Origin of the sequence: Mesorhizobium abyssinicae, from assembly GCF_049887195.1 — a bacterium.
Classification (GTDB): Bacteria; Pseudomonadota; Alphaproteobacteria; order Rhizobiales; family Rhizobiaceae; genus Mesorhizobium; species Mesorhizobium abyssinicae.
Window position 1 is genome coordinate 144,616 of sequence record NZ_JARAKC010000009.1, and the last position, 26,071, is coordinate 170,686.

25 protein-coding genes and 1 pseudogene are annotated in these 26,071 nt (G+C 65.1%); 13 read left to right on the top strand and 13 right to left on the bottom strand.

The window, feature by feature from the left end; all coding sequences use genetic code 11:
• The first annotated feature begins 281 nt into the window (after window positions 1-281).
• Genes PU724_RS20800 through PU724_RS20810 form a run of 3 tightly spaced genes read left to right on the top strand, consistent with a single transcriptional unit; the run spans window position 282 to window position 2,460 of the window.
• Window positions 282-1,637, top strand: a complete 1,356-nt coding sequence (locus PU724_RS20800) for a selenium-binding family protein (protein ID WP_127310274.1) — start codon at window positions 282-284, stop codon at window positions 1,635-1,637.
• Window positions 1,634-2,005: a 2Fe-2S iron-sulfur cluster-binding protein gene (locus tag PU724_RS20805; RefSeq protein WP_128275456.1), complete on the top strand. Its 372-nt coding sequence runs from the start codon at window positions 1,634-1,636 to the stop codon at window positions 2,003-2,005. Before PU724_RS20800 ends, PU724_RS20805 begins: the two co-directional genes overlap by 4 nt.
• Window positions 2,006-2,010: 5 nt before the next feature.
• Window positions 2,011-2,460 carry a CoA-binding protein gene (locus PU724_RS20810; protein WP_189347483.1) on the top strand — a complete coding sequence of 150 codons (450 nt, stop codon included), beginning with the start codon at window positions 2,011-2,013 and terminating at the stop codon, window positions 2,458-2,460.
• A gap of 40 nt (window positions 2,461-2,500) precedes the next feature.
• On the opposite strand, the gene PU724_RS20815 is transcribed toward PU724_RS20810, so the two are convergent.
• The 3 genes from PU724_RS20815 to PU724_RS20825 all read right to left on the bottom strand — a co-directional run bounded on the left by PU724_RS20815 (window position 2,501) and on the right by PU724_RS20825 (window position 5,249).
• The gene (locus PU724_RS20815; protein ID WP_354423453.1) at window positions 2,501-3,730 is read right to left on the bottom strand and encodes an NAD(P)-binding domain-containing protein; all 1,230 of its coding nucleotides are present in this window, start codon (window positions 3,728-3,730) and stop codon (window positions 2,501-2,503) included.
• Window positions 3,731-3,786: 56 nt separating this feature from the next.
• Window positions 3,787-4,344 (bottom strand): OsmC family protein, encoded by a 558-nt coding sequence (locus PU724_RS20820; RefSeq protein ID WP_127286161.1) that lies wholly within the window; start codon window positions 4,342-4,344, stop codon window positions 3,787-3,789.
• A gap of 251 nt (window positions 4,345-4,595) precedes the next feature.
• On the bottom strand, window positions 4,596-5,249 hold the full coding sequence (locus PU724_RS20825; RefSeq protein WP_354423451.1) for a TetR/AcrR family transcriptional regulator: 654 nt from the start codon (window positions 5,247-5,249) through the stop codon (window positions 4,596-4,598).
• Window positions 5,250-5,329: 80 nt separating this feature from the next.
• Between PU724_RS20825 and PU724_RS20830 the strand changes: the two genes are divergently transcribed.
• Window positions 5,330-6,223, top strand: coding sequence for a crotonase/enoyl-CoA hydratase family protein (locus PU724_RS20830; protein WP_354423449.1), 894 nt, complete (start codon window positions 5,330-5,332; stop codon window positions 6,221-6,223).
• Here PU724_RS20830 and PU724_RS20835 read toward each other — a convergent pair.
• From PU724_RS20835 to PU724_RS20855, 5 genes are all read right to left on the bottom strand, one after another.
• Complete coding sequence (locus PU724_RS20835) at window positions 6,184-6,498, bottom strand: cupredoxin domain-containing protein (protein ID WP_127286164.1); 315 nt, start codon at window positions 6,496-6,498, stop codon at window positions 6,184-6,186. The two genes, PU724_RS20830 and PU724_RS20835, sit on opposite strands and share 40 nt — an antisense overlap.
• Window positions 6,495-7,019 (bottom strand): DUF4142 domain-containing protein, encoded by a 525-nt coding sequence (locus PU724_RS20840; protein WP_127311607.1) that lies wholly within the window; start codon window positions 7,017-7,019, stop codon window positions 6,495-6,497. The genes PU724_RS20835 and PU724_RS20840 overlap by 4 nt, the downstream gene beginning before the upstream one ends.
• A gap of 86 nt (window positions 7,020-7,105) precedes the next feature.
• Window positions 7,106-7,783, bottom strand: coding sequence for an RNA polymerase sigma factor (locus PU724_RS20845; RefSeq protein ID WP_127311608.1), 678 nt, complete (start codon window positions 7,781-7,783; stop codon window positions 7,106-7,108).
• Window positions 7,784-7,868: 85 nt separating this feature from the next.
• Window positions 7,869-8,948, bottom strand: a complete 1,080-nt coding sequence (locus tag PU724_RS20850) for an HPP family protein (RefSeq protein WP_354423446.1) — start codon at window positions 8,946-8,948, stop codon at window positions 7,869-7,871.
• Window positions 8,949-9,164: 216 nt separating this feature from the next.
• Window positions 9,165-10,334: a cystathionine beta-lyase gene (locus tag PU724_RS20855; RefSeq protein WP_354423444.1), complete on the bottom strand. Its 1,170-nt coding sequence runs from the start codon at window positions 10,332-10,334 to the stop codon at window positions 9,165-9,167.
• Between the two features lie 308 nt (window positions 10,335-10,642).
• On the opposite strand from PU724_RS20855, the gene PU724_RS20860 reads away from it, so the two are divergent.
• From PU724_RS20860 to PU724_RS20890, 7 genes and pseudogenes are all read left to right on the top strand, one after another.
• On the top strand, window positions 10,643-11,278 hold the full coding sequence (locus PU724_RS20860) for a DUF1326 domain-containing protein (protein WP_127287197.1): 636 nt from the start codon (window positions 10,643-10,645) through the stop codon (window positions 11,276-11,278).
• A 7-nt stretch (window positions 11,279-11,285) separates the two neighbouring features.
• Window positions 11,286-12,164, top strand: a complete 879-nt coding sequence (locus PU724_RS20865; protein ID WP_354423442.1) for a DUF2182 domain-containing protein — start codon at window positions 11,286-11,288, stop codon at window positions 12,162-12,164.
• Window positions 12,165-12,603: 439 nt separating this feature from the next.
• Complete coding sequence (locus PU724_RS20870) at window positions 12,604-13,632, top strand: amino acid ABC transporter substrate-binding protein (protein WP_127284736.1); 1,029 nt, start codon at window positions 12,604-12,606, stop codon at window positions 13,630-13,632.
• A gap of 63 nt (window positions 13,633-13,695) precedes the next feature.
• The gene (locus PU724_RS20875) at window positions 13,696-14,883 is read left to right on the top strand and encodes an amino acid ABC transporter permease (RefSeq protein ID WP_127391495.1); all 1,188 of its coding nucleotides are present in this window, start codon (window positions 13,696-13,698) and stop codon (window positions 14,881-14,883) included.
• A 4-nt stretch (window positions 14,884-14,887) separates the two neighbouring features.
• Complete coding sequence (locus tag PU724_RS20880) at window positions 14,888-16,045, top strand: amino acid ABC transporter permease (RefSeq protein ID WP_128346499.1); 1,158 nt, start codon at window positions 14,888-14,890, stop codon at window positions 16,043-16,045.
• Between the two features lie 74 nt (window positions 16,046-16,119).
• A complete protein-coding gene (locus PU724_RS20885; protein ID WP_127284739.1) occupies window positions 16,120-16,923 on the top strand; it encodes an amino acid ABC transporter ATP-binding protein in 804 nt (267 codons plus the stop codon).
• Between the two features lie 103 nt (window positions 16,924-17,026).
• A pseudogene (locus PU724_RS20890) lies at window positions 17,027-17,693 on the top strand (TIGR02117 family protein).
• A 231-nt stretch (window positions 17,694-17,924) separates the two neighbouring features.
• Here the strand turns inward: PU724_RS20890 and PU724_RS20895 are convergent.
• Window positions 17,925-19,160, bottom strand: coding sequence for an FAD-dependent monooxygenase (locus PU724_RS20895; protein ID WP_354423439.1), 1,236 nt, complete (start codon window positions 19,158-19,160; stop codon window positions 17,925-17,927).
• A gap of 19 nt (window positions 19,161-19,179) precedes the next feature.
• Window positions 19,180-19,425, bottom strand: coding sequence for a zinc-finger domain-containing protein (locus tag PU724_RS20900; protein WP_127284742.1), 246 nt, complete (start codon window positions 19,423-19,425; stop codon window positions 19,180-19,182).
• A gap of 214 nt (window positions 19,426-19,639) precedes the next feature.
• Between PU724_RS20900 and PU724_RS20905 the strand changes: the two genes are divergently transcribed.
• Together PU724_RS20905 and ppx are read left to right on the top strand one after the other, a co-directional pair.
• A complete protein-coding gene (locus tag PU724_RS20905; RefSeq protein ID WP_292101715.1) occupies window positions 19,640-21,835 on the top strand; it encodes an RNA degradosome polyphosphate kinase in 2,196 nt (731 codons plus the stop codon).
• Window positions 21,832-23,367, top strand: a complete 1,536-nt coding sequence (ppx, locus tag PU724_RS20910; protein WP_354423437.1) for an exopolyphosphatase — start codon at window positions 21,832-21,834, stop codon at window positions 23,365-23,367. The genes PU724_RS20905 and ppx overlap by 4 nt, the downstream gene beginning before the upstream one ends.
• Before the next feature lie 114 nt (window positions 23,368-23,481).
• Here the strand turns inward: ppx and PU724_RS20915 are convergent, their stop codons facing one another.
• The 3 genes from PU724_RS20915 to fumC form a co-directional block, all read right to left on the bottom strand.
• The gene (locus PU724_RS20915; RefSeq protein ID WP_128273494.1) at window positions 23,482-23,904 is read right to left on the bottom strand and encodes a DoxX family protein; all 423 of its coding nucleotides are present in this window, start codon (window positions 23,902-23,904) and stop codon (window positions 23,482-23,484) included.
• Window positions 23,905-24,061: 157 nt separating this feature from the next.
• Window positions 24,062-24,484, bottom strand: a complete 423-nt coding sequence (locus tag PU724_RS20920) for a DoxX family protein (RefSeq protein ID WP_126055158.1) — start codon at window positions 24,482-24,484, stop codon at window positions 24,062-24,064.
• A gap of 113 nt (window positions 24,485-24,597) precedes the next feature.
• A complete protein-coding gene (fumC, locus tag PU724_RS20925) occupies window positions 24,598-25,995 on the bottom strand; it encodes a class II fumarate hydratase (RefSeq protein WP_354423435.1) in 1,398 nt (465 codons plus the stop codon).
• Between the last annotated feature and the right edge of the window lie 76 nt (window positions 25,996-26,071).

Genomic DNA, 26,071 nt, shown 5'->3' on the forward strand with positions numbered 1-26,071 from the left:
CATTGGCTGGCGAATCCCGCCGGCTCGTTAACGATCGTGTCAAATACGGCCCAAGTGTCGGTTGGCTCCCGGACCACCACGAATCTCATATTAGATACTCCTAATTAAACAACGCGCGAGGAGCGCCGCTGTTCCACCGCGCGGTGCCGTGCCGCCGAGTTGTCATCACGGCGCAGGCTCCACCGCCGCCCCAGCCGTAGCGCCAGCGCCGAGCATGCACTAACATTCCAGCCTAACCCCCTTGGGGCTGGCCGGCGATCTGTTCAAATGGGGAAGTACCCATGACCAATCATTGCTGTGGACCGGGCTATGCTTCTCCCGCCGAGGCGATGCGGGCGCCGCGCGAAAAGCTGCTCTATACGATTGCCATCTACACCGGCACGGGCATTCAGAAGCCGGACTATCTGTGCACCATCGATGTCGACCCGCAGAGCCCGACCTACAGCCAGGTGATTTCACGCCTGCAAATGCCGGGCATCGGCGATGAGCTGCATCATTCGGGCTGGAATGCCTGCTCGTCGTGCCATGGCGATGCCAGCATGGAGCGGAAATACCTGATTGTGCCGGGGGTGCGCTCGTCCAATCTGCATATTGTCGATTGCGGCACCGATCCCCGCAATCCGACCTTGTTCAAGGTCATCGACGGCGCCGAGATCAAGGCCAGGACCAATCTGTCGGCGCCGCACACGGTGCATTGCCTCGGCTCGGATATCATCGTCTCCATGCTTGGCGACGCGCAAGGCAATGCCCCCGGCGGCTATCTGCAGCTCAGCAAGGAGTTCGAGATCGTCGGCCGTTGGGAAAACTCCATGGGCGGCATCAAGTTCGGCTATGATTTCTGGTACCAGCCGCGGCACAACGTGATGGTCAGCTCGGAATGGGCCGCGCCCAACACCTTCATGCCCGGGTTCGACCTCGAAGAGGTCGGCCATCTGAAATATGGCCGCGAGATCCATTTCTGGGATTTCGAGAAGAAGGAGCCAAGGCAGACATTCTATCTTGGTGAGGACGGCCTGATCCCGCTGGAAGTGCGCTTCCATCACAATCCCGACAGCAGCCACGGTTTTGTCGGCGCGGCGCTTTCCGCAAACATCATCCATTGGTGGAAGGACGCGGCGGGCGATTGGCAATGGGAAAAAATCGTCGACGTCGAGAATGAGCCGCATCCCGAATGGCCGATCCCGATACCCGGCGTGATCTCGGTCATCCTGCTCAGCATGGACGACAGATACCTCTATCTGTGCAACTGGCTGCATGGCGACATCCGCCAGTACGACATCTCCGACCCTCACAACGCCAAGCTTACCGGACAAGTGTGGATGGGCGGACTGCTCGGCCGCGCGCCCGAGGTCAATGGCGTGAAAGTCACTGGCGGGCCGCAGATGATCCAGCTCAGCCTCGACGGCAAACGCCTTTATGTGACGACCTCGCTGTTCTCGACCTGGGACAACCAGTTCTATCCGGAAATCCGCACCAATGGCGGCTGCATGCTGATGGTCAATTGCGATACGGAAAACGGCGGCATGGCAATTGATCCGCGCTTTGTCGTCGATTTCGGCAAGGAACCGAATGGCCCGAGCCGCTGCCACGAAACCCGTTATCCCGGCGGCGATTGCACGAGCGACATCTGGGTATGACCAGCTTCACCATCACGCTCGCCAACCAGGGCGGCGCGGCCTTTGCGGTCGATCGCCGCAAGCCGCTCCTGCAGAGCCTGCGCGAGCAGGGCGTGGACCTGCCTTACGGCTGCAAGTATGGCGGCTGCATAACCTGCGCGGCCAAGATGATCAGCGGCAAGGTCGATCAGAGGGCGCAGGTAGCGCTGAACAACCGCCAGATCGCGAATGGCTACATCATCCTCTGCGTTGCCCGCCCGCTGAGCGACTGCACGCTGGAGGTCGGCGTCGAAAGCCATGACAGGCTCTACCGCAACCCCTTCCTCGACCCCCTGGCCGCGCATGAGTTGAAAGCCGATATCGCGACCCCGCTGGACGACAAGAAATGACCCATATGAACCACGATGAGCCCTATCCGGAGGCTTATCTGCAAGAAATCCTGAAATCGGTCAAAACCATCGCGATGGTGGGCGCCAGCCCCGACAAGACCAAGTTTTCCTATGGGGTTCTGAGGGTGCTGCACGAAACCGGCTACGACATGATCCCGGTCAACCCCAGTTCCGGCGTCGAGGAAATTCGCGGACTTAAAGTGTACCCGTCGCTGGCGGCGATCGACCGGCCTGTCGACATGGTCGAGGTGTTCCGCCGCTCCGAGGATCTGCTGGAGGTCGCGCAGGAAGCCATCGCCATCAATGCCAAGGTGCTGTGGGGCCAGATCGGGGTGAGGGATGACGCTGCCGCCCGGCTGGCGGAGGAGGCGGGCTTGAAAGTGGTGATGAACCGCTGTCCCAAGATCGAATTGTTCCGCCCCTTCTGGAAGCCGAAGCTGCATTTGGGGATATGACTGCAGGGTCGCGGAATTCGGCGGTTGACGAGTCGACGCCCTAGCGGATCGAACCTTGCCTCAGATACGCCGCCAGATGGTCGCTGAGGTCACGCGCGTCGTCGCCGGCGCCGTCGATCAGCGCGGACTTGCGGCGGCGCAGGAACTGCATTCCCATCAGGTAGAGGCCCGGTTGGTCGGCCACCCCGCCGTCGTGACGGACGTGGCCCCAGCGGTCGAGGACAGGCAGCTCCAGCCAGGAGTAGTCCGGCCGGTAGCCGGAGGCCCAGATGATCGTCCTGATCGCGCCGCCGGCGAGATCCAGGCCGAGTGGCGGGTTGTCCTCGACACGGGTCGGCGGCGGGCGCTCCGGCGGCCCGACCGTCGCGTCCAGGCCGTTGTCGCGCGCCCATTCGTCGATAAGGTCGAGCAGCCGGGCCATCTTGAGATCGGACAGCGCGCACATGTTGCGCAACGACCCGGCAAACTGCGCCTTGCCGTCCTCTGTGATGCCGGCGAGACGGCCGACCAGCCTGACGCCGCGGTCGAGCAGCGCGTTGAGGTCGAGGGTGGTGCGGTCGGGCGTGCCGGCAAGCTGCAGCGAAGGCACGCGCCGCGCCCGCCTGATGTCGTCGACCTCGTCGTAGCGCTCGTCGAGCACGCCGGCGGCGTCCATCCACCATTCCAGGTCCCTGCCGCGATAGATGCGGGGCGCCCTTATGTGCTCGCCCACCGACAGCGTCACCTGACGCCCCGAACGCTGCAGTTCCTGTGCGATCTGGGTGCCGCTCGACGACGCGCCCACCACCATCACACCGCCGTCGGCGACCTGGCCCGGATTGCGGTAGGACTGCGCCGTCAGCATGGCGACCGACGGCGGCACGCGGGCGGCGAAATCGGGCAGGCGCGCGATGTTGCAGGCGCCCGACGCCAGCACCACGGTCCGGCACCGCCGCTCGCCGCGGTCCGTGCGCACCAGGTATCCCGTACCGTCGCCGCGCACCGAGGTAACTGTCGTATGGGTTTCGACCGGCGCCGAGATCGCCCTGGCATAGCTGCCGAGGAAGTCGATCACCTCGGGCAGCGTCCGGTAGCCGTCCGGGTCGTCGCCGTCATAGCGGAAGCCGGGCAGCCGGCTCTGCCAGTTGGGCGTGAGCAGCCGCAGCGAATCCCACCGCTCGGTGCGCCAGCTATTGGCGATCTCGCCGCGCTCGAGCAGCACATGGTCGATGGAGCGCTCCGCGAGGCAGCGGCTCATCGCGAGCCCCGCGTGCCCTGCGCCGACGATCACTGTGGTGACGGAACTAATCGCGCCCTCTCAGCAAAAGCTACGGCTCGAACCGCCCTTCAGTTCACCACGACCGTGACGTTCGTCGGATTGGTGACGATGTCATAGACGGCCGACCGCTTCTGCGACTGGGCGACGAGCGCCTCGATGTCCTCGCGCTTGGCGTCGGCGTCGATGGCGTACTTCACCGTGATACCGCTGAAGCCGTTGCGGACGTCGCTGTCGATGCCGAGTATGCCGGCGAGATCCATGTCGCCTTCGATGGTGGCCTTCACCGACTTCAACTGGATGTTGCGGTTCTGGGCAACTGCGGCGATGCCCGCGGTCAGGCAACTGGCCAGCCCGACCAGCACGTATTCGACAGGCGTGGCGCCCTGATCCAGGGAAGCGAAGACCTCCGGATGGTCGGCGTCGAATGCGAAGGTGGTCTTGCGATGCTGGTCCTGGCCGAGACCGTAAAAACTCTCGACCGTCGAGTGGCTGTGGGTGCCATCCTTCCATTCGCATGCCGCGCGCCACTTGAACTGCGCGGCCTCCGGGGCGTTGGTAAGCGCTTCTTTTGCGGCGAGCAGCGCCTCTACGTTGACGCCATTGTCGGCCTGTACTGCGGAAGCCATGATTATCCTCCCTACCTTGCACTGGCTGAAAAACCCGACCGTTTCACTGACCTCTTGATCAGCTTTGGCCGTGGGGCGGGCATGGTATGGGCAGCCAGGCGTTTCGACAAGTCGTTTCCGGCGGGTGCGGGGTCGCCCTTCGGAGCCAGAAATAGCTATTTCGATCAGGCCGTCCCGGCCCGCGCTGGTCTCGCGCCCGCTTGCCGCCGGCTCGCTGGTGGCGCCATCCGAAAAGCGCGTGCCGACCGGCCTCAGCCTTTCGATCCTGGCGCCCGACCGATCACCCGCCCACGCCGCCGCGATGATCGACTGGCTGCTGGCGGAGCCGGCTCTGTCATCCTCACCTTGACCAGCGTCGCCGCGGCGTGGCCGGCGGCACCGATGTAGTCGGGATCGTGGTGGATCAGCATGCTGGAGAAGGCGCCGTCCATCAAAAGCACGATCTCGCGCGCCAACATGCCGGGCTCGCTGACGTTGTGGCTTGAAAGCTCTGCGGCCAGCCATTGTTCGAAATTGGTCTTGTGGCGCGACCCGGCCTTGACCGCCGGGTGTCCGGGCATCGCGGCGAACTCGGCGGCGGTGCGCAGATAGCCGCAGCCTTTCCATTTCGGGTGCTTCGCCACGCGCGCCAGATTGGTGAAGATCGCCGCGACTTTTTTGTCGATGCCGCCCTCGGCGGCGTCGAACCAGCCGCCCATCTGCTTGATGTTGGGTTGGTCGCGGCCGTCGAGATAGGCGGCGATCAGATCGTCCTTGCTCCTGAAATGATAGTAAAGCGTGCGCTTGGTCAGCCCCGCCTTTTCGGCCACCGCGTCGACGCTGACCCGAGCGACGCCTTCGGCATAGAACAGCTTCGTCGCCGCATCGACGATGCGTTTGCGGGTGGGGCTGGCGGGCTCGCTCATGTCGCAAGTATACCGACTAGTGAATATACACACAACGCAAAAGCTGATCCTTTCCGGCAGTTCCATGCCGGAGAGAAAAAATGACCGAGCTTGTGCTTTGCGAAAACCACGACCGCGTCGCGGTGCTGACGCTCAATCGCCCCGAAAAACTCAACGCCTTGAATTACGCCTTGATCGATCGTCTGCTCGAAATGCTCGACAGGATCGAGACCGACGACGCCGTTCGCGCCGTCATCCTGACCGGAGCAGGCGAGCGCGCCTTCTCCGCCGGCGCCGACATCCACGAATTTTCGATCAGCGTCGCCACCGGCGCGGATGTAGCTCTGCGCGACTTCGTCATGCGCGGCCAGCGGCTGACGGCGCGGCTCGAAGCCTTCCGCAAGCCGGTCATCGCCGCCGTCAATGGAATTGCCTTCGGCGGCGGCTGCGAGATCACCGAGGCGGTGCCGCTGGCCATCGCCAGTGACCGCGCGCTGTTCGCCAAGCCCGAGATCAACCTCGCCATGCCGCCGACCTTCGGCGGCACGCAGCGCCTGCCGCGGCTGGCCGGCCGCAAGCGGGCGCTGGAGTTGCTTCTGACGGGCGAAACCTTTTCGGCGGAGCGCGCCGTCGAGCTCGGCCTCGTCAACAGGATCGTGCCGCACGCCGAGCTGATGCCTGCGGCCCGGGATCTCGCCCGGCGCATCCTCAGCCATTCGGCGACCGCGGTGGCCGGCATTCTCACCGCGGTGGCGCGCGGCATCAACCTCGGCATCGCCGAGGGTCTGCTGGTCGAGGCGGAGCAGTTCGCCCGGCTGGTTCCGACCGCCGATCTGCGCGAGGGCCTTGACGCCTGGATGGAGCGCCGCAAACCCGCCTTTGGCGGTTCGTGGATGCACATCACCCGGCCAAGCGAGGCAAGGCGCGCCTCGGTGGCAATGGACCGCGCGGCGGCTCAGGGCGAAACGGCTACCCGGCCCCGCATGTTGGGATGAAAGCGGCAGAAATAGTCGACCGCGCCGGCTTCCTTGAGGGTCGTCTTTCCCGTCGATTTCGGCGGGATAATCACCTCCCAGCCGCCTTTCACCGTGGCCGTGTGGGCGAACGCATCCTTGTTCACCCACTCGATCGTGTCGCCGACCCTGGCCGTAACGCTTGCCGGCGAGAAGACGAGCTTGTCGATGGTCACCGTGATCGTCTCCGCCGGCGCCGGGCTGGCGGTGAGCGCCAGCGCCAGCGCCGCTAATGCCGGCCGTGTCAGCGCCGTCATTTCAGGCTGCCGGCGACATGCTCGGCATGCTGCTGATGCCCCTGGAAGATCTTCAGCCCGGTCTCCAGCAGGCTCTTCAACTCGGCATTGCTCGCCGACGGGATGAGCAGGGTCTCCAGCGCCCCGTTGACCTGCTTGTGGTAGGCCACCTCATTCTCGACATAGGCCTTGTCGAAGGCCGCGCCGTCGAGCTTCGCGAGCTTGCCGCGTTCTTCGGCCGCCGCCTTGGCCAGCGCCTGGCTCGTGGCGTTGTCCTCCGGCGTGACATTGAGCTTCTTGACCAGGTCGAGCGCCTGCTTGTTCACCGCCTCATGGTCGCGCACCATGTCGTTGGCGAAATCCACGACCTCCTTGGTCTTGGACTTCTCGATCGCCAGCTTGGCCGCCTCGATGTCGATCGTGCCCGCCGTATAGGCGATGTGGGCGATCTGCGGATCGGTCGGCTTGTCGGCGGCCTGCGCCAGCGGCGCGGCGCCGAGCATGAGCAGGGCGGCGAGGGCAACGGTCGATCGGGTAAACATGGCATCTCCTTCGCCCGGTGGTGCCGGGCTCGCGTTCTTCGGTTAACGCTGATTGGATGCGGGAAGGCCCGAAACGTTCCCGGGAATCAGCCCTCGATCCCCAGTCTTTTCATCACCGCCTCGGTCAGCCGCTCGCAGCGGCGGCCGGCGAAGGGGAAGGCGTCGAGCAGCACCGGGCCGATCTCGTCGTCCAGCGCCTTGCGCACCAGGGCGCGCGCCCGGTGCAGCCTCGTCTTGACGGTCTCGGGCTTGACGCCGAGCAGGTCGGCGGTCTCGTCCATGCTGAAGCCCTCTATGACGCGGGCGATGAACACGCTGCGGTAGACATCGGGCAGGCTGTCGGTCGCCCGTTCGACAAGTGCGAGGATCTGCCGCTGCGCCATCGTCCGCTCCGGATCGTCGCTCGCGTTGAGGGGAAACGGGATGATCTGCGCATCCGGATTCTCAGGCATCGCGACGGTGCGCTTTCGTTTCCGCAGCCGGCCGAGCGCCTCGTTGATGACGATGCGCGACAGCCAGGTCGAGAGCGAGGCATCGCCGCGAAAGGCGGCGAGGCTGGCGAAGGCGCGGACATAGGCCTCCTGGACGATGTCCTCGGCCTCGGCGTCGTTGCGTACCACGCCGCGCGCGATGCGGTAGAGCCGCTGGTTGTGCGTCTTGATGATCAGGCGGAAGGCGTCCGCCTCGCGCGCCAGCGCACGGCGCACAAGCGCCATGTCGCCAGATGCTGTTTCGGGCGCCGCGACAGCGGCAAGCTTCCTCATCATGCCCCGATCTCCTTGCACAGACGCTCCATCGGGACATTGGACGCGCTGGCCGCAAAAAGGTTCCCGGATTTTGGCGCCTATGTTAAGCCGCCGCCAGGCCCTTGTCTGCCGTCTGCACGCGCGCGGCTGCGGCCAAAAGGTCGGTCTGCGTGATCAGGCCGAGGATGCGCCGTTCGCCATCGACGATCACCGCCGCATGGCTGCGCCCGTCGGTCAGCACCGGCAGCAGGCTCATCGCCGGCGTGTCTGGCGAGGCGGTGCCGGCCTTCGACATCACGCCCTTCACCGTGTCGGTGGCTTTCGTCAGCTCGCGCAGGCCGACGGCGCCGACCAGCCTCGCTTCGGCATCGACCACCGGCAAGGTGCGGATGTTGTGGTCGAGAAGCTGCTGCCGCGCCGCGTCGGCGGAAACATGTTCCGGCACCGAGATCACGTCGCGCGACATGATGTCTTCGCAAAGCAGCGTGCGATGCGTGCGCACCATCGCCTGCAGCTCGACTTGCCTGAGCAGCCGTTCGAGGTCGTCGCGCCCGATGTCGAAGGTCTCGTCGAGCGCGGTCAGCGCCGCGTCGATATCCTCGGGCCGGAAGCCGACGCGCTCGCGCGGCGCCGGATCGGCGGTGCCGTGGCTGTTGGCGGCGGGTGTGGCGACATGCGGATAGTTGCGCCGCGCCAGCCGGTGGAAGAGGAAGCCGAGCGTGACCAAGATGGTCGAGTTCAGCGCCACCGGCACGAACGGGAACAGGAAACCGGCGCTGATGACCGCCGGACCGCCGAGCACGGCGGTGAGCGCGGCGGCACCGCCCGGCGGGTGCAGGCATCGCGTGAACGACATCGCCGCGATCGCCAGCGCCACGGCAAGGCCGGACGCGATCACCGGGTCGTGCACGAAATGCGCCACGGTGACGCCGACCAGCGCCGAGATCGAATTGCCGCCGATGATCGACCAGGGCTGCGCCAGCGGACTCGCCGGCACGGCGAAGAGAAGCACGGCCGAGGCGCCCATCGGCGCCACCAGCAGCGCCACATGCGGGCCGCCGCCCATCGCCAGCCCGCTGATCACGCCGGTCAGCGCGATGCCGATCGTGGCGCCGATGCAGGCCAGCAGCCGCTCGCGCAGCGTTGCGCCGGCAAGGATGGGGACAAAAAGGCGGAACGCCATGGCAAATCCTGAATGCAAGAGAAATTGCGGTGCCCGCAATGCAGCCGCGGTCGCGGATTTGGAAGCCAAACCAATCCGCGCATTTGCGATTGCGGAGAATATTATTGCGCGACGCGGGTCAGAGGGCTGTCGCCTGCGGCCTTCGCTTTCTCAATCGCGCCAAGGCCTTGCGGTCGTGTGCGGACTCGATCCCTCAAGCCGGGTTGTGTTCGCAGGTCAGGCCGTAGCCGCCGCCGCCAGTCCGCGCAACAGGTCGGCCTTGAGGTCGTCGACGTCCTCGAGCCCGACCTGGAGGCGGACCAGCGGCCCCTCATAGGAGCCCTTGGCGACGGTGCGGTCGCCGAGGAAGACCGGCACCGCCAGGCTCTCATAGCCGCCCCAGGAATAGCCAAGGCCGAAGATCTTCAGCGCGTCGAGAAAGGCGTGCTGCGCCTTCTGCCCGCCGCCCTTGAGCACGATCGAGAAGACGCCGCTCGAGCCGCAGAAGTCGCGCTTCCAGAGCGCGTGGTCGGGATGGCTCTCCAGCGCCGGGTAGAGCACCTGCGCCACGCCGGGCTGCTCCTCGAGCCAGCTCGCCAGGGCAAGCGTGCTCTTCCGGTGATGCTCGAGCCGGACCCCCATCGTGCGCAGGCCGCGCAGGACCTGGTAGATGTCGTCCGGGCCGGAGCAACAGCCAAGCGTGCAAAAACCCTCGTAGAGCTGCTTCCAGTACGTCTCGTTGGCGGAGACGGTGCCGAGCAGCACGTCCGAATGGCCGGCTGGGTATTTCGTCGCCGCATGGATCGAGATGTCGACGCCATGGTCGAGCGGCTTGAAATAGAGCGGCGTCGCCCAGGTGTTGTCCATCATGACGATGGCTCCGGCTTGATGCGCAGCCTTGGCGATCGCCGGGATGTCCTGCACCTCGTAGGTGTTCGATCCCGGCGATTCCGTAAACACCACCTTGGTGTTGGGCTTGATCAGCGCGGCGATGCCGGCGCCGATGTGCGGATCGTAATACTCGACCTCGACGCCCAGCCGCTTCAGCATCGTGTCGGCGAAGTGCCGTGTCGGGTGATAGACGCTGTCGACGATCAGGAGATGGTCGCCCGCCGCGAGGAAGGTGAGCAGCGGCACCGTCACCGCCGCCAGGCCGGAGGGTACCGCGATCGTGCCGGCCGAACCCTCCAGGGCGTCGACGGCCTGCGTCAGCGCGTCCATGGTCGGCGTGCCGCGCGTGCCGTAGGTGTATTTCTGGCTGCGCGCCGCCATCGACGCCGCGTCGGGATAGAGCACCGTCGAGGCATGCACGACCGGCGGATTGACGAAGCCGAAATAGTCGCGCGGATTGTTGCCGGAATGGGCAAGCCGCGTGTTGATTCCCATTTCGCCGTTGTCTTTTGCCATGTCTCTCGCCTGTGGTGGGGGTGACGCCAGCCATAATGCGGCGGCTCGGACCACGCAACCGCCCGGTGCCCGCCAGTCGGCGGTGTTTCAATGTGCCAAATCCTTGCCGGGCGGACCGCGGCGGAGCCCGGCTTAGGCGCCGGCGATCGGACTTTGATCCGACTATCAGGCCGTGTGGGAACGTTATATGTTACACGTCTAATATGATCATTGCCGGGTTGCCTTGATGCGCGCCGGACAATTTATCTGGCCGCGGTCCCGTCTCCCCCGCAATGCAGGCACTTCGCGCTAACCAAGGGAGGACTGTGATGCCCGACGTCAAGTGGACGATGAAGGCACGCGAATTCGTCAACTGCAACTGCGCCTATGGCTGCCCGTGCCAGTTCAACGCCTTGCCAACCGAAGGGTTCTGCCAGGCGGTCGTCGGCATGGAAATCGAAAAGGGCCAGCACGGCGACACCAGGCTTGACGGCTTGCGCTTCGCCGGCGTCTTTCGCTGGCCGGGTGCGATCCACCACGGCAAGGGCGAGGCCGCGGTGGTCATCGACGAGCGGGCAACGCAGGCGCAGCGCGACGCGCTGCTTCGCATCCTGAGCGGCCAGGATACCGAGCCCGGCGCCACCATCTTCCAGGTCTTCTCGACGACGCTGGAGAAAGTCCACGATCCGATCTTCGCCGCGATCGACTTCAACGTCGACATCGATGCAAGGACGGCCCGGTTGAGCGTGCCTGGCATTGCCGAGGGGCACGGCGAGCCGATCAAGAACCCGGTTACCGGCGCCGAGCATCGGGCGCGCATCGACCTGCCGCATGGCTTTGAATACACGCTCGCTGAAGCCGGACGCGGCTGGACCAAGGCGACCGGCCCGATCAAATTCGAGGTCGCGGACACGCACAGCCACTTCGCCGAAATCCACCTTTCGCAAAGCGGCGTCGTGCACTGACGCCGCCATGACCGACACGGCGCTCGAGGCGGTGCTGCGGCGCGACCGCGCGGTCGTCGCCGCGGCGCTCGTCGTCATTGCGGTGCTCGCCTGGGCCTATGTGCTGTGGCTCGCAGCCGACATGAGCATGCCCGCCACGCCCGCGCAGGCGGGCGGCGACATGGCCGGCATGAACATGTCCGATCCGAGCACCATGGACATGAGCGGCATGGACATGCCGGGCATGGATATGGGCGAGGCGGTCGCGCCGGCTTTCCGCGCCTGGGCGGCGGCCGATTTCGGCTTCATCTTCGCCATGTGGGCGGTGATGATGGTCGGCATGATGACGCCGTCGGTGGCGCCGATGCTGCTGCTTTATGCCGGCGTCGGCCGCAAGGCCGCGGCGAGCGGGCGCACCATCGCGTCGACGGGATGGTTCTTCAGCGGCTATCTGCTGGTCTGGATCGGCTTCAGCCTTGCCGCGACCGGCGCGCAATGGCTGCTCGCCCGTCTCGCCTTGCTCGATCCGATGATGGCGACCAACAGCGGCATCCTCGGCGGCGTCATCCTGATTGCCGCCGGTATCTACCAATGGACGCCGATGAAGGGCGTCTGCCTCAGCCAATGCCAGGCGCCGATCGCCTTCCTGACCAGACATGGCGGATTCCGCACCGCGCCGCTAGGCGCGCTGCGGCTGGGTATCGCGCACGGCGCCTATTGCCTCGGCTGCTGCTGGGCGTTGATGGCGCTGCTGTTCGTCGGCGGCGTCATGAACGTGCTCTGGATCGCGGCGATCGCCATCCTCATCCTGCTGGAAAAGACTGTCCCGACGGGCCGGGCGCTCCCGCGAATCTCCGGCGCGGTGATGGTGGCGACCGGCGTCTGGCTGCTCGCCGGCGCCGGGTGATCGTCCGCCTGCTGATCTTCATGCATGTCGATCTGTATTGATGAATGCAGCCGTCGTCCGGTTCGCCCGTGGCGGTCGCCGGCGAGGTCTTCCCCAATGAAGCAGGAACAAACGCCAGGCTGATCTTTGCCGGTGTTGGGCTCATGCGGAAGGGCAGACTTTGCCGACTCTGGTTGCACGCTCCGGCTAATTTGCGGGCGCGTTTGGCCGCAATTCGGGCATTTGCGGCAATCGGTTTTCAAACTCTTTGGGAAACGGTCATTTCCCTTGACCTCACAGGAATAATCGCCTTCGATGCAGTTCGTGAATGGGAGGCAGCGCGTCGGTTGCGATGCGGGGATCCGGGAGTGGCCGGAAAGGGAGCTGCGTTCACACGGGAAAAAGATCAGGGTCGCCTGAGAACAGGGTCACCTGTAAAACAGAAAAGGGTATGTGGGTCATGAAACATATTGCATTCGGCATTCTCGGCGCCGCCGCGCTTGGGTTTACGGCATCGGCGGCTTCGGCCGGCACGCTCGACACTGTCAAGCAGAAGGGCTTCATCCAGTGCGGCGTCTCCACCGGTCTGGCCGGCTTCTCGGCGCCGGACGACAAGGGTGACTGGCAGGGCATCGACGCCGACTTCTGCCGCGCCGTCGCGGCCGCCGTCTTCGGCGACGGCTCCAAGGTCAAGTTCACGCCGCTCAGCGCCAAGGAGCGCTTCACCGCGCTGCAGTCGGGCGAGGTCGACATCCTGTCGCGCAACACCACCTGGACCATCAATCGCGACACCGCGCTTGGTCTGAACTTCATCGGCGTCACCTACTATGACGGCCAGGGTTTCATGATCAACGCCAAGAAGCTGCCGGGCGTGAACTCGGCGCTGCAGCTTTCGGGCGCCGCCGTCTGCGTGCAGAGCGGCACCACGACCGAGCTCAACCTCGCCGACTACTTCAAGTCGAACAAGATGGAGTACAACCCCGTCGTGTTCGAGAAGCTGGAAGAGGTCAACGCCGCCTATGACGCCGGCCGCTGCGACGTCTACACCACCGACCAGTCGGGCCTCTACGGCATCCGCCTGACGCTGGGTTCGCCGGCCGACCATGTCGTGCTGCCCGAGATCATCTCCAAGGAGCCGCTCGGCCCGGCCGTGCGTCAGGGCGACGACCAGTGGTACCACATCGTCAAGTGGACCTATTTCGCGCTGCTCGACGCCGAGGAACTCGGCATCACCAAGGCCAATGTCGAGGAGATGAAGGCCTCCGACAACCCCGAGATCAAGCGCGTGCTCGGCCAGGAGGCTGACACCAAGATCGGCACCGATCTCGGCGTCTCCAACGACTGGGTCGTGAACATCGTCAAGGCTGTCGGCAATTACGGCGAAGTGTTCGAGAAGAATGTCGGCTCGGGCAGCCCGCTCAAGATCGCGCGCGGCATCAACGCGCTCTGGACCAAAGGCGGTCTGCAATACGCTCCGCCGATCCGCTGATCGAAATGTGATCCGGGAGGCAGGCTGTCTGCCTCCCGGTTTCTCTTTCCAGGGGACGGTCGCATGGCATCGCAGGAAATCCTTCGCGAGGAGCCGAGCAGGGCTTCCTTCATCAATGACCCTAAGGTACGCAGCCTTTTCTTCCAGACGCTGGTCATCGTCATTCTGTTCGGCTCGGTCTGGTGGATCGTGCAGAACGTCATCGACAATCTGGCACGCCTGCACATCGCCTCCGGCTTCGGCTTCCTGAAGGGGCGGGCTGGCTTCGATATCTCGGACACGCCGATCGCCTATACGTCGGATTCGACCTATGGCCGCGCCATCATCGTCGGGCTGATCAACACGATCATCGTCGCCGTCGCCGGCATCATCACCGCCACGATCATCGGCTTCGTCGTCGGCATCGGCCGTCTCTCGCAGAACTGGCTGATCCGCAAGATCTGCACGGTCTATGTCGAAATCTTCCGCAACATCCCGCCGCTGCTGGTCATCTTCTTCTGGTATTCCGGTGTGCTCGCCGTGCTGCCGCCGCCGCGCGAGAGCTACAACCTGCCCTTCGGCTCCTTCCTCAACCAGCGCGGCTTCTATTTTCCGCGCGCCGTCTGGGGTGACGGCTCCTGGCTGATCCTGGTCGCCTTCCTCGTCGGCCTGGCCATGGCGTGGTTCGTCGCCCGCACGGCCCGCCAGCGGCAGATGGTGACCGGTCAGCAGTTCCCGGTTTTCTGGACGTCGATAGCGCTGATCGCCGGCCTGCCGCTGCTTGCCTACGCGCTTAGCGGCTTCCCGCTGAGCTTTGATTTTCCGAAGCAATCGACCTTCAACCTGACCGGTGGCTTCCAGGTCAAGCCGGAATTCCTGTCGCTCTATCTGGCGCTGTCCTGCTATACGGCGGCCTTCATCGCCGAGATCGTGCGCGCCGGTATCAGGGGCGTCAGCAGAGGCCAGACCGAGGCCGCCGGGGCGCTGGGGCTGCGCTCGGGCCCGATCCTGCGGCTGGTCGTGGTGCCGCAGGCCATGCGCATCGTCATCCCGCCGCTGACCAGCCAGTATCTCAACCTGACCAAGAACTCCTCCCTGGCGATCGCCATCGGCTATCCCGATCTCACCGCCACCGCCGGCACGGTGCTCAACCAGACCGGCCAGGCGGTCGAGGGCGTGCTGATCATGATGATCGCCTATCTGGTGCTGAGCCTCGTGACCTCCGCGGTCATGAACGTCGTCAACGCCAGAATGGCATTGGTGGAGAGATAGGACCATGCAGGAACACGATATGTCCTGGGTGCGTACCGAGATGGCTCTCGCCCAGCCGGCGCCGCCGAGCGAGCGCGGGCTCTATGCCTGGGTGCGCAAGAACCTGATCGCCACCCCCGGCGACACCATCCTGACCATCCTCGGCATTCTCATCGTCGCCTGGATCCTGCCGCAGGTCATCAACTGGGCTCTGCTCAATGCCCAGTGGACGGGTCCGGATCGCACCGTCTGCGCCACTGTCGCGCAAGGCGGCATTCAGCCGGATGGCTGGAGCGGCGCCTGCTGGGCCTTCGTCAACGCCAAGTTCGGCCAGTTCATGTTCGGCCGCTATCCGATCGAGGAGCGCTGGCGGCCGATCCTCGTCGCCATCCTGTTCGTGGCGCTGCTGGTGCCGATGCTGATCCCGCGCGTGCCGCGCAAGGGATTGAACGCCATCCTCTTGTTCCTGGTTCTGCCGATCGTCTCGTTCTTCCTGCTGATCGGCGGCGTGTTCGGCCTGCCGCATGTCGAGACTTCGCTGTGGGGCGGGCTGCTGGTCACGCTCAGCCTGTCCTTCGTCGGCATCGCTGTCTCGCTGCCGCTCGGCACGGTGCTCGCGCTCGGCCGGCGCTCCAAGATGCCGGCCATCAAGTTGCTGTGCGTCATCTTCATCGAGACTGTGCGTGGTATCCCGCTCATCACGGTGCTGTTCTTCGTCAGCGTCATGCTGCCGCTGTTCCTGCCGGAGGGCGTCACCTTCGACAAGTTCCTGAGGGCGCTGATCGGCGTCTCGCTGTTTGCCGCCGCCTATATGGCGGAGGTGGTGCGCGGCGGCCTGCAGGCGATCCCGAAAGGGCAGTATGAGGGCGCCGATTCGCTCGGCCTCGGCTACTGGCAGAAGATGGGGCTGATCGTGCTGCCGCAGGCGCTGAAGCTGGTCATTCCCGGCATCGTCAACACCTTCATCGGCATGTTCAAGGACACCAGCCTGGTGCTGATCATCTCGATGTTCGACCTGCTCGGCGTCGTCAAGCAGAACTTCTCCGACGCCAACTGGGCGACGCCGCAGACCGCGAAATCCGGCCTGGTGTTCGCCGCCTTCGTGTTCTGGCTGTTCTGCTTCGGCATGTCGCGCTATTCAATGTACACGGAGCGCCGGCTCGACACCGGCTACAAACGCTGATGCAGGTCGCCCAAGAGGTATTGCGGTTTTGGGGTAACGACATGCATCAAAAACAACGATAAGGGGAATTGGCCATGACCACCGAAAACGCCGTCAGCGCGGACGACCTCAAGGTCGATGCCAAGAAGATGCACATCTCGACGACCGACGTCGCCATCGACATCGTCGGCATGCACAAATGGTACGGCGAGTTCCATGTGCTGAAGGACATCAACCTCAAGGTGATGCGCGGCGAGCGCATCGTCATATGCGGCCCGTCCGGCTCCGGCAAGTCGACCATGATCCGCTGCATCAACCGGCTGGAGGAGCACCAGAAGGGCAAGATCATCGTCGACGGCAAGGAACTGACCAACGATCTGAAGAAGATCGACGAGGTGCGCCGCGAGGTCGGCATGGTGTTCCAGCACTTCAACCTGTTCCCGCATCTGACCATTCTGGAGAACTGCACGCTGGCGCCGATCTGGGTGCGCAAGACGCCGAAGAAGCAGGCCGAGGAGATCGCCATGCATTTCCTCAAGCGCGTCAAGATCCCTGAGCAGGCCAACAAATATCCGGGCCAGCTTTCGGGCGGCCAGCAGCAGCGCGTGGCGATCGCGCGCTCGCTGTGCATGAACCCGCGCATCATGCTGTTCGACGAGCCGACCTCGGCGCTCGATCCGGAAATGATCAAGGAAGTGCTGGAGACGATGGTGGGTCTGGCCGAGGAAGGCATGACCATGCTCTGCGTCACCCACGAGATGGGCTTTGCCCGCAAGGTCGCCAACCGGGTGATCTTCATGGACCAGGGCCAGATCGTCGAGCAGAACACGCCGGCCGAGTTCTTCGACCATCCGCGCCACGAGCGCACGAAGCTGTTCCTGTCGCAGATCCTGCACTGAGCGGTTCCCATATCGAACGCAGAAGCCCGGCCGCAATGCGGCCGGGCTTTTTTCATATGCACGGGCCGGAGCTATCGGCCCTGATGCGGCAAAGGTGTCGTCGATGAGAAGGTTCTGGCGTTTCCTTGTCGGCCTGCCGGCCGCGTTCGCGCTCGCCGCGGCGCTCGGCACGCTGGTGCCGCGCCCGCTTTGGCCGGCGGCCGCAGCGGGCGAGGGCAGCAGGCGCATCCTGGTGCTGAGCAACCCGATCCACACCGACATCGCCATCCCCGTCGATGAAGAGGTGCGCCGGCGTTTCCATTTCCTCACCGATGCCGGCATCCCGGCCGACGCTCCGGAGGTGCGCTACATCGTCTTCGGCTGGGGCGGCCGTGCCTTCTACCTGGAAACGCCGACGTGGTCGGAGCTGAAGGCGGTGCCGGTCCTCAAGGCGCTGACGCTCGACGCCTCGGTGATGCATGTCGATGTCGCCGGCGCAATCAGCGAACCGCATCCCGATGTCGCCGGTTTCGATCATCGACGACGATCGTTTCTCAGCACTGCTCGACTATATAGCGGCGAGCTTCCTGCAGGGACAGAACGGCCCGATGGCCATCGACAATGCCGGCTATTCCCGCTTCGACCGCTTCTACGAGGCCAACGGCCATTTCAACGCGCTGGTCGGCTGCAACACCTGGACGGCAGCCGCGCTGCGCACCGCCGGCCTGCGCACCGGCTGGTGGAACCCGCTGCCGGTGTCGCTGGGGTGGTCGATGCGGTTGTATGATTGAAGCCAATCATGAGCGCCTCATTCCTTCGCGCCCCCCTCTGTCCTGCCGGACATCTCCCCCACGAGGGGGGAGATTGGCGGTTTCGCCGCCGTTGCTGACCCTGCAACGTTGGAGATTGGCGAAAGCCGGAGCGACTGCTGATCTCCCCCCCAAGTGGGGGAGATGTCCGGCAGGACAGAGGGGGGCGCTGTCCCGCCAGCCGATCGCAATTGCGATCGCCCACTAAGGCGGTCAACGCCGCACCACCTTCCGCGCCTCCCACCCGTAGAGCCAGTCCAGATCGGCCGCGAGCTTCTCCGCCGGCCGCGTCGCCAGCACCAGGTTGCGCGCGATCGCCACCGGCCCCCAGGCATGCCAGGCAAGCCGGTTGAGCGCGCCGCGCCTCAGTACCTTCGCGATGCGCGGCCGCCTCAGGTTCTCCCAGACGGCAAGGCTCTGCCCTGGATCGTCGGGGAAGTCGGCGACCATGCCGGCAAGCATCGCGGCGTCCTCTATTGCCATGGCGGCGCCCTGCGCCGCGAACGGCGTCATCGCATGCGCGGCGTCGCCAATGAGCGCGATCCCGGCTGGCGTCGTCCAGCGCTGCTGGGCGACGGTATGGATCGGAAACGCCGTCCACGGGCCGGCCAGCGCGACAAGCCTTGCCAGCGCCGGCGCCGTGCCGCGCATGGCGCCTGAGAGGATGGCCGGGTCGGCATGGCCGGACCAGCCTTCGGCGATGCGCTCGCCCCTGGTGAAGGCGGCGAGGTTGAAGGCGCTGCCTTGGCTCACCGGATAGGCCACCAGGTGGAAGCCAGGATGCAGAAAGGTGGTGACGCAGTCCGTGCCGCCGACCGTTGCAAAGGCTTCTCCGGCGGCACTTTCAGCCGCGACCGTCGCGCGCCAGGCAAGCTCGCCCGAGAAGCGGCTCTTGCCGAAGCCCGGCTCCATGACGGCGAGCTTTTCGCGAAGCGACGACCAGACGCCGTCGGCGCCGACCAGCAATTGGCCGCTGGCCTCGATCCTGCGCCCGTCCGCTTCGACCGTCACCGCAACGCCTTGCGGCCCGGTGGCAAGGCCTGTTACTCGTGCGCCGGTGACGAGTTCGATGTCGCGGCACTCCGCGGCCTGCGCTGTCAGCGCCGCCTGTACGTCGGCACGGTGGGCGACGAGATAGGGCGCACCCCAACGGCTCTCGCCGGCTTGCCCCAGCGGCACCCGCGCCAGTTCACTGAGCGTCGCGGCGTCCTTCAGCACCACCGCCTCCGGCCGCACGGCATGCGGCCGCAACCGATCGAGCACGCCGAGCTGCCTGAGGATGCGCGTTGCGTTGGGGGAAAGTTGGATGCCGGCGCCGGCGGCCTCCAGCCGCGGCGCCTGTTCGAAAATCTGCACGGGACAGCCGCGTTCGGCGAACGCAATGGCCGCGGTTAACCCGGCGATACCCGCTCCGGCGATGACGACTTGCCGGGAGCGCGCGTCGTTCATCAGATGTGTCGCGAAAGTGTCAGGCTGCCTGGTCGATATAGAGGCAGCCCGGCGGCACCGTTTCCGTCGCCTTCAGCTTCGACGAATAGCGGTAGAGCGTCGAGCAATAGGGGCAGACCTTCTCGTTGTCGTCGCCCATGTCGAGGAAGACATGCGGATGGTCGAAAGGCGGGTTGGCGCCCGTGCACATGAATTCCCTGACGCCGATGTCGATCGCCGGATGGCCCGCATCGTTCTGGAAATGGGGAATGGAACCGCCTGCCATCGTCGTCTCCAATTTGGTCTCGGCCTGCTTTCGGCCAGTTGCATCTGGATCATAACCGGCCTCTTTGCAAGATCGATGAAATGAAACTGTCGCAAAAGCCTGTCAGAGGATAAGTTGAGCCGGTTAACCGGCTGGAGCATTTTTGCAGCCAGGCGTAGTGCCTGGCGCCACAAGGATGTTCAGGGAAACCGGGGCAGGGGCAAGAGCAGGAATCATGAACGAACTGAAGCCGGTGCAAAGCGAATTCATCACCATCGAGGCGGCAAGCCCGGAAGCCGGCAATCCAGACCGTTTCGTCAATCGCGAGTTCTCCTGGCTGCAGTTCAACCGCCGCGTGCTGGAAGAATCGCTGAATGCGAACCATCCGCTGCTCGAACGGGTCCGCTTTCTGTCGATCTCGGCCGCCAATCTCGACGAGTTCTTCATGGTCCGCGTCGCGGGCCTCGCCGGCCAGGTGCGCGAGGGCATCGCCCTCAAGAGCCCGGACGGCCGCACGCCGGAGCAGCAGCTCGAACAATTGCTGCGCGAGGTCGAGCGCCTGCAGGAGGACCAGCAGAAAAGCCTGTCGGCGCTGATGCAGCTGCTCAACAAGGAAGGCATCGAGAGCATCACTCGCGACGCGCTGACCAAGGACGAGAGGGCCTGGCTGGAAGAACATTTCCAGGATCAGGTGTTCCCGGTGCTGACCCCGCTGTCGATCGACCCGGCGCACCCGTTCCCGTTCATCCCCAATCTCGGCTTTTCGATGGCGCTGCAATTGCGCCACCGCAAGAACGGCGAGGAGATGAGCGCGCTGCTGCGCCTGCCGGTGGCCCTGAAGCGCTTCATCCGCCTGCCCGACCGCAAGAACCATGTCCGCTTCATCCCGCTCGAGGAAGCGGTCGGCCTTTATATCGGCAAGCTCTTCCCGGGCTACGAGGTCAAGGGCTCCGGCACCTTCCGCCTCATCCGCGACAGCGATATCGAGGTCGAGGAAGAGTCCGAGGATCTGGTGCGCCTGTTCGAGACGGCGCTGAAGCGGCGTCGCCGCGGTTCGGTCATCCGCATCGAGTTCGACATGTCGATGCCGCCCGCGCTGCGCGACTTCGTCGCCGGCGAGCTCGGCGTTTCGTCGAGCCGCATCAGCGTCTTGACCGGTCCGCTGGCGCTGAGCCAGATCTCCGAGATCGTCGCCGTCGCGCGCGACGATTTGAAGTTCACGCCCTACAATCCGCGCTTTCCCGAGCGCATCCGCGAGCATGGCGGCGACTGCTTCGCCGCCATCCGCGAGAAGGACATCGTCGTCCACCACCCCTACGAATCCTTCGACGTGGTGGTGCAGTTCCTGCGCCAGGCGATGGCCGACCCGGAAGTCGTGGCGATCAAGCAGACGCTCTATCGCACCTCCAACGACAGCCCGATCGTCCGAGCGCTGGTCGACGCGGCCGAGGCGGGCAAGTCGGTGACGGCGCTGGTCGAGCTCAAGGCGCGCTTCGACGAGGAGGCCAATATCCGCTGGGCTCGCGACCTCGAGCGCGCCGGCGTCCAGGTCGTGTTCGGCTTCCTCGAACTGAAGACCCACGCCAAGATGTCGCTGGTGGTGCGGCGCGAGGACGGCAAGCTGCGCAATTACGTGCATCTCGGCACCGGCAACTACCATCCGGTCACCGCCCGCATCTACACCGACCTGTCGTTCTTCACCACCGACGCGACGATCGCGCGCGATGTCGCCCAGCTCTTCAACTTCATCACCGGCTATGCCGAGCCGGCCGAGGAGATGCGGCTGGCGGTCTCGCCGTTCACGCTGCGCAAGCGCATCCTGAAGCACATTTCGGACGAGATCGCCCATGCGCGCGAGGGCCGGCCGGCCCGCATCTGGATGAAGATGAACGCGCTGGTCGATCCGATCATCATCGATGCGCTCTACGATGCCAGCCGCGCCGGCGTCGAGATCGACCTCGTCGTGCGCGGCATCTGCTGTTTGAGGCCGCAGGTTCCGGGCCTGTCGGAAAACATAAGGGTGAAATCGATCGTCGGCCGCTTCCTCGAGCATAGCCGCATCTACTGCTTCGGCGACGGCCACGGCCTGCCTTCGGATGGGGCCGTCGTCTACATCTCCTCGGCCGATCTGATGCCGCGCAATCTCGACCGCCGCGTCGAGACCATGGTGCCGATCACCAATCCAACTGTGCATGAACAGGTGCTTGGCCAGATCATGCTGGGCAACATCATGGACAACCAGCAAAGTTTCGACGTATTGGCTGACGGAACCTCCCGGCGCGTCGTGCTTGAGGAGGGCGAGGAACCGTTCAACGCGCAGGAATATTTCATGACCAATCCGAGCCTGTCCGGACGGGGTGACGCGCTGAAGTCGCATGCGCCCAAGCGCATAGCCCAGTTCAAGCGCCGCAAGAAGAACGGCGCCGCGTGATTTCTACTTCCCAGGGCCGGCTCCAGGACCGGCGGCCGCTGTCGATCATCGACATCGGCTCGAACTCGATCCGTCTTGTCGTCTATGAGGGGCTGGCGCGCTCGCCGACCTTGCTGTTCAACGAAAAGATGCTGGCCGGCCTCGGCCGCGGCATCGTTTCGACCGGCAAGCTCGACCCCGAGGCGGTGACCCGCTCGATGGAGGAGTTCCGCCGCTTCCGCGCGCTCTCCGACCAGGCGGGCGCGGAGCACATGTATGTGCTGGCGACCGCCGCCGCGCGCGAGGCGGTCAACGGCCCGGATTTCATCCACCGCGCCGAGGATGTGCTGAAGACCGAGATCCGGGTACTTTCCGGGCGCCAGGAAGCGCATTATTCGGCGCTCGGCGTCATCTCAGGCTTCCACCCGGCCAATGGCATCGCCGGCGACCTTGGCGGCGGCAGCCTCGAGCTGATCGACATCAATGGCGAGGCGATCGGCGACGGTATCACCCTGCCGCTCGGCGGCCTGCGCCTGCAGGACATGGCGAAGAACTCGCTCGCCCAGGCGCAGAAGATCGCGCGCGAGCAGCTGGCGCGGGCAAAGCTGCTGAAGGGCGGGCAGGGCAGGGTCTTCTACGCCGTCGGCGGCACCTGGCGAAACCTCGCCCGCCTGCACATGGAGATGAGCAACTATCCGCTCGGCGTCATGCACCACTACGAGATACCGGCCGACAGCGCCCTGAGCTTCCTGAAGCAGGTGACGAAGGCCGAGATCGAGAAGGTCAGGGGCATCGAGGGCGTCTCGAAGAATCGTCGCTCGCTGCTGCCCTATGGCGCCGTCGTGCTGCAGGAGATCATGGCGGCGATGCAGCCGTCCAAGATCGTCGTCTCGGCGCTCGGCGTGCGCGAGGGCTTCCTCTATTCGCTGCTCGACGAGGCCGAACAGAAGGCCGATCCGCTGATCTCGGCCGCCGAGGAGCTTGCGCTGTTGCGCTCGCGCTCGGTCCACCACGCCCATGAGCTGGTCGAGTGGACCGGCAAGGCCTTCGCCGCCTTCGGCATCGACGAGACCGGGGACGAGGCACGATACCGCCATGCCGCCTGCCTGCTGGCCGACATCGGCTGGCGCGCGCATCCCGAATATCGCGGCCGGCAGTCGCTCAACATCATCGCGCATGCCTCCTTCATAGGCGTCGACCATCCCGGCCGCGCCTATCTGGCGCTGGCCGGCGCCTACCGCCATGACGGTATCTTCAACGAGGGCATCGCCCCCGAAATCAAGGCGCTGGCGCCGCCGCGCATCCTGGAGCGCGCCCGCCTGCTGGCGGCGATGATGCGCGTCGTCTACCTGCTGACGGCGGCGATGCCGGGCATCATGCCCCGGCTGAAATGGGAAAACCGACCCAACGGCGCGCTGGCCTTGGTGCTGCCGGCCTCGCTCGCCGACCTTTATGGCGAGCGGCCGGCCGGTCGGCTGGCGCAGTTGGCCAGGATCACCAATCGCCGGCTGGTGCTGGCGGTCGAGAATGGGCCAAGCGTCTCGGTCAAATAGGGTGTCTCGGTGAAAATGGTGGGCAGCGCCAAAAAGGCCCACCCGCATCTGGCGCGAAATCATCGCCGCCAATTTTCAACGCGCCTGAGCGAGCCGGCCAATTGGCCAGCCTGGTCAAGTCAGCTGATCTGCGATTCCAACCAGCCGCCCGTCGACCGACCAGGCACCGGCGCCGGCCATCGCCAGCGCCAGGAAGCCGCCTGCGATTGCGATGTCCTTCATCAGCATCTGCTGGTGCAGGAAGGCGAGCATCGCGTCGTCGCCGCCCTGGCCGTAATGACCGATGAAGCCGGCAACGATGCAGAAGGCCGCGAGCAGCAGGGCAACGATCCGCGTCTGGAAGCCGACGAGGATGAGCGCTCCGGCGATCAGCTCGAACAGGCCGGTGCCCCAGGCTGCGAGCGCCGGCAGGGGCAGGCCGAGGCCGGCGAAATAGCTGGTCGTGCCGGAAATATTGGCCAGCGCCTGGAAGCCGGAAGGGATGAAGAGGGCGGCAAGCAGCAGCCGGGACAGGAGAAGCAGCACGTTGCGGGGCATCATCACCTCCCTGCCGGCGACTCCGGCCCGGCATGCCGATCAGTCTACGCTGCCGGGGCTCGCACGGGAATTGGCTAGCGAGGCTGCTCTAAGGACAACGAAAAAGCGGCGCGGAAAATTCCGCGCCGCTTTGTCTGGTTCGGGATTTGAGCGGGGCTCAGCCGCGCTTGGCGTCGATCGAGTAGGAACCGGCGCCAGACGAAGCCAGCACGATGAAGCCGCCGGCGATGGCGAGGTTCTTGAGGAACTGGATCATCTGCATCTGGTCGGCCCAGCCGGTGTGGGCGACCAGCCCGGTGGCAACCGTGAAGATCGCCAGCACCCAGGCCACGATGCGGGTCTGGAAGCCGACGAGGACGGCGAGGCCGCCGAGCAGCTCGATGAGGCCGACGAGGACGGCGGTCACGGTCGGCAGCGGCAGGCCGAGGCTGCCAAAATAGCCGGCGGTGCCGGCAATCGCGGTGAGCTTGCCGAAGCCCGAAAGCAGGAAGATGACGGCCAGCAGGATGCGGCCGAGCAGGATGGTGGTGGAGCTGTTGGAAGCGACGCCGGAACCGGCGACAGAAGTGTTGATGGACATGGGACTCTCTCCGGGAGGATTGGAATGACAACCCAGATAGAGCAGGCAGACTGTTCACCAAAGATGCCGATCTGGCGACAGATTGTTCACCCGGTTACGTCGGTGATACTAGCTTACCCCGGACGCGTCATGTCCTCCGGCCGTACCAGCCGGTCGTAGTCGGCCTCGCTGACCAGGCCTGTCGCCAGTGCTTCCTCGCGCAGGGTGGTGCCCTTCTTGTGCGCCGTCTTGGCGATCTTGGCGGCGTTGTCGTAGCCGATGGTCGGCGCCAGCGCCGTCACCAGCATCAGCGAGCGGTCGAGCGCCGCCTTGATGTTGTCCTCGCGCGCCTCGATGCCGACGACGCAATTGTCGGTGAACGAGACCGAGGCGTCGGCCAGAAGCTGCACCGACTGCAGGAAATTGTAGGCCATCAGCGGGTTGTAGACGTTGAGCTCGAAATGGCCCTGGCTGCCGGCGAAGGTCAGCGCCGCGTTGTTCCCGAACACCTGGACGCAGACCTGCGTCAGCGCCTCGCACTGGGTCGGGTTGACCTTGCCCGGCATGATCGAGGAGCCCGGCTCGTTTTCCGGCAGCGACAGCTCGCCGAGCCCGGAGCGCGGGCCGGAGCCGAGGAAGCGGATGTCGTTGGCGATCTTGAACAGCGCCGCCGCAGCAGCGTTGATCGCGCCGTGCGAGAACACCATGGAATCGTGCGCGGCAAGCGCCTCGAACTTGTTCGGCGCGGTGACGAAGGCGATGCCGGTGATGGCGGCGATGCGGTCCGCCACCTTCTCGGCGAAGCCGACCGGCGCGTTGAGGCCGGTGCCGACGGCGGTGCCGCCCTGCGCCAGGTCCTGCAGGCCGGGCAGCGTCATCTCGATGCGCTTGATCGAGGAGGCGACCTGTGCGGCATAGCCGGAGAATTCCTGGCCCAGCGTCAGCGGCGTGGCATCCTGCGTGTGCGTGCGGCCGATCTTGATGATGTGCGCGAACGCGTGGCTCTTCGCCTCCAGCGCCTTGTGCAGGTGCTTCAGCGCCGGCAGCAGGTCGTGCACGATGCGTTCGGCGCAGGCGATGTGCATGGCCGTCGGATAGGTGTCGTTCGACGACTGGCTCATATTGACGTGGTCGTTCGGGTGCACCGGCTTCTTCGAGCCCATGACGCCGCCGAGCAGCTCGATCGCCCGGTTGGAGATCACCTCATTGGCGTTCATGTTGGACTGCGTACCCGAGCCGGTCTGCCACACCACCAGCGGGAAATGGTCGTTGAGCTTGCCGTCGATGACCTCCTGAGCGGCCTCGATGATTGCCTTGCCGAGCGCGGGATCGAGGCGCTTCAGCTCCATATTGGCTTCGGCCGCGGCGCGCTTGACGATGCCCAGCGCGCGCACGATCGACGCTGGCTGCTTTTCCCAGCCGATCTTGAAATTGCCCAGCGACCGTTGCGCCTGCGCGCCCCAGTAGCGGTCGGCGGCGACCTCGATGGGACCGAATGTGTCGGTTTCGGTTCTGGTCTTCTCAGCGCTCACTGGAGGTCTCCGGTTGTCGAATTCGGCAACGGCGTATCGCGTTGCACAAATGGCATCAAGCGGAGATTGGGGGCGA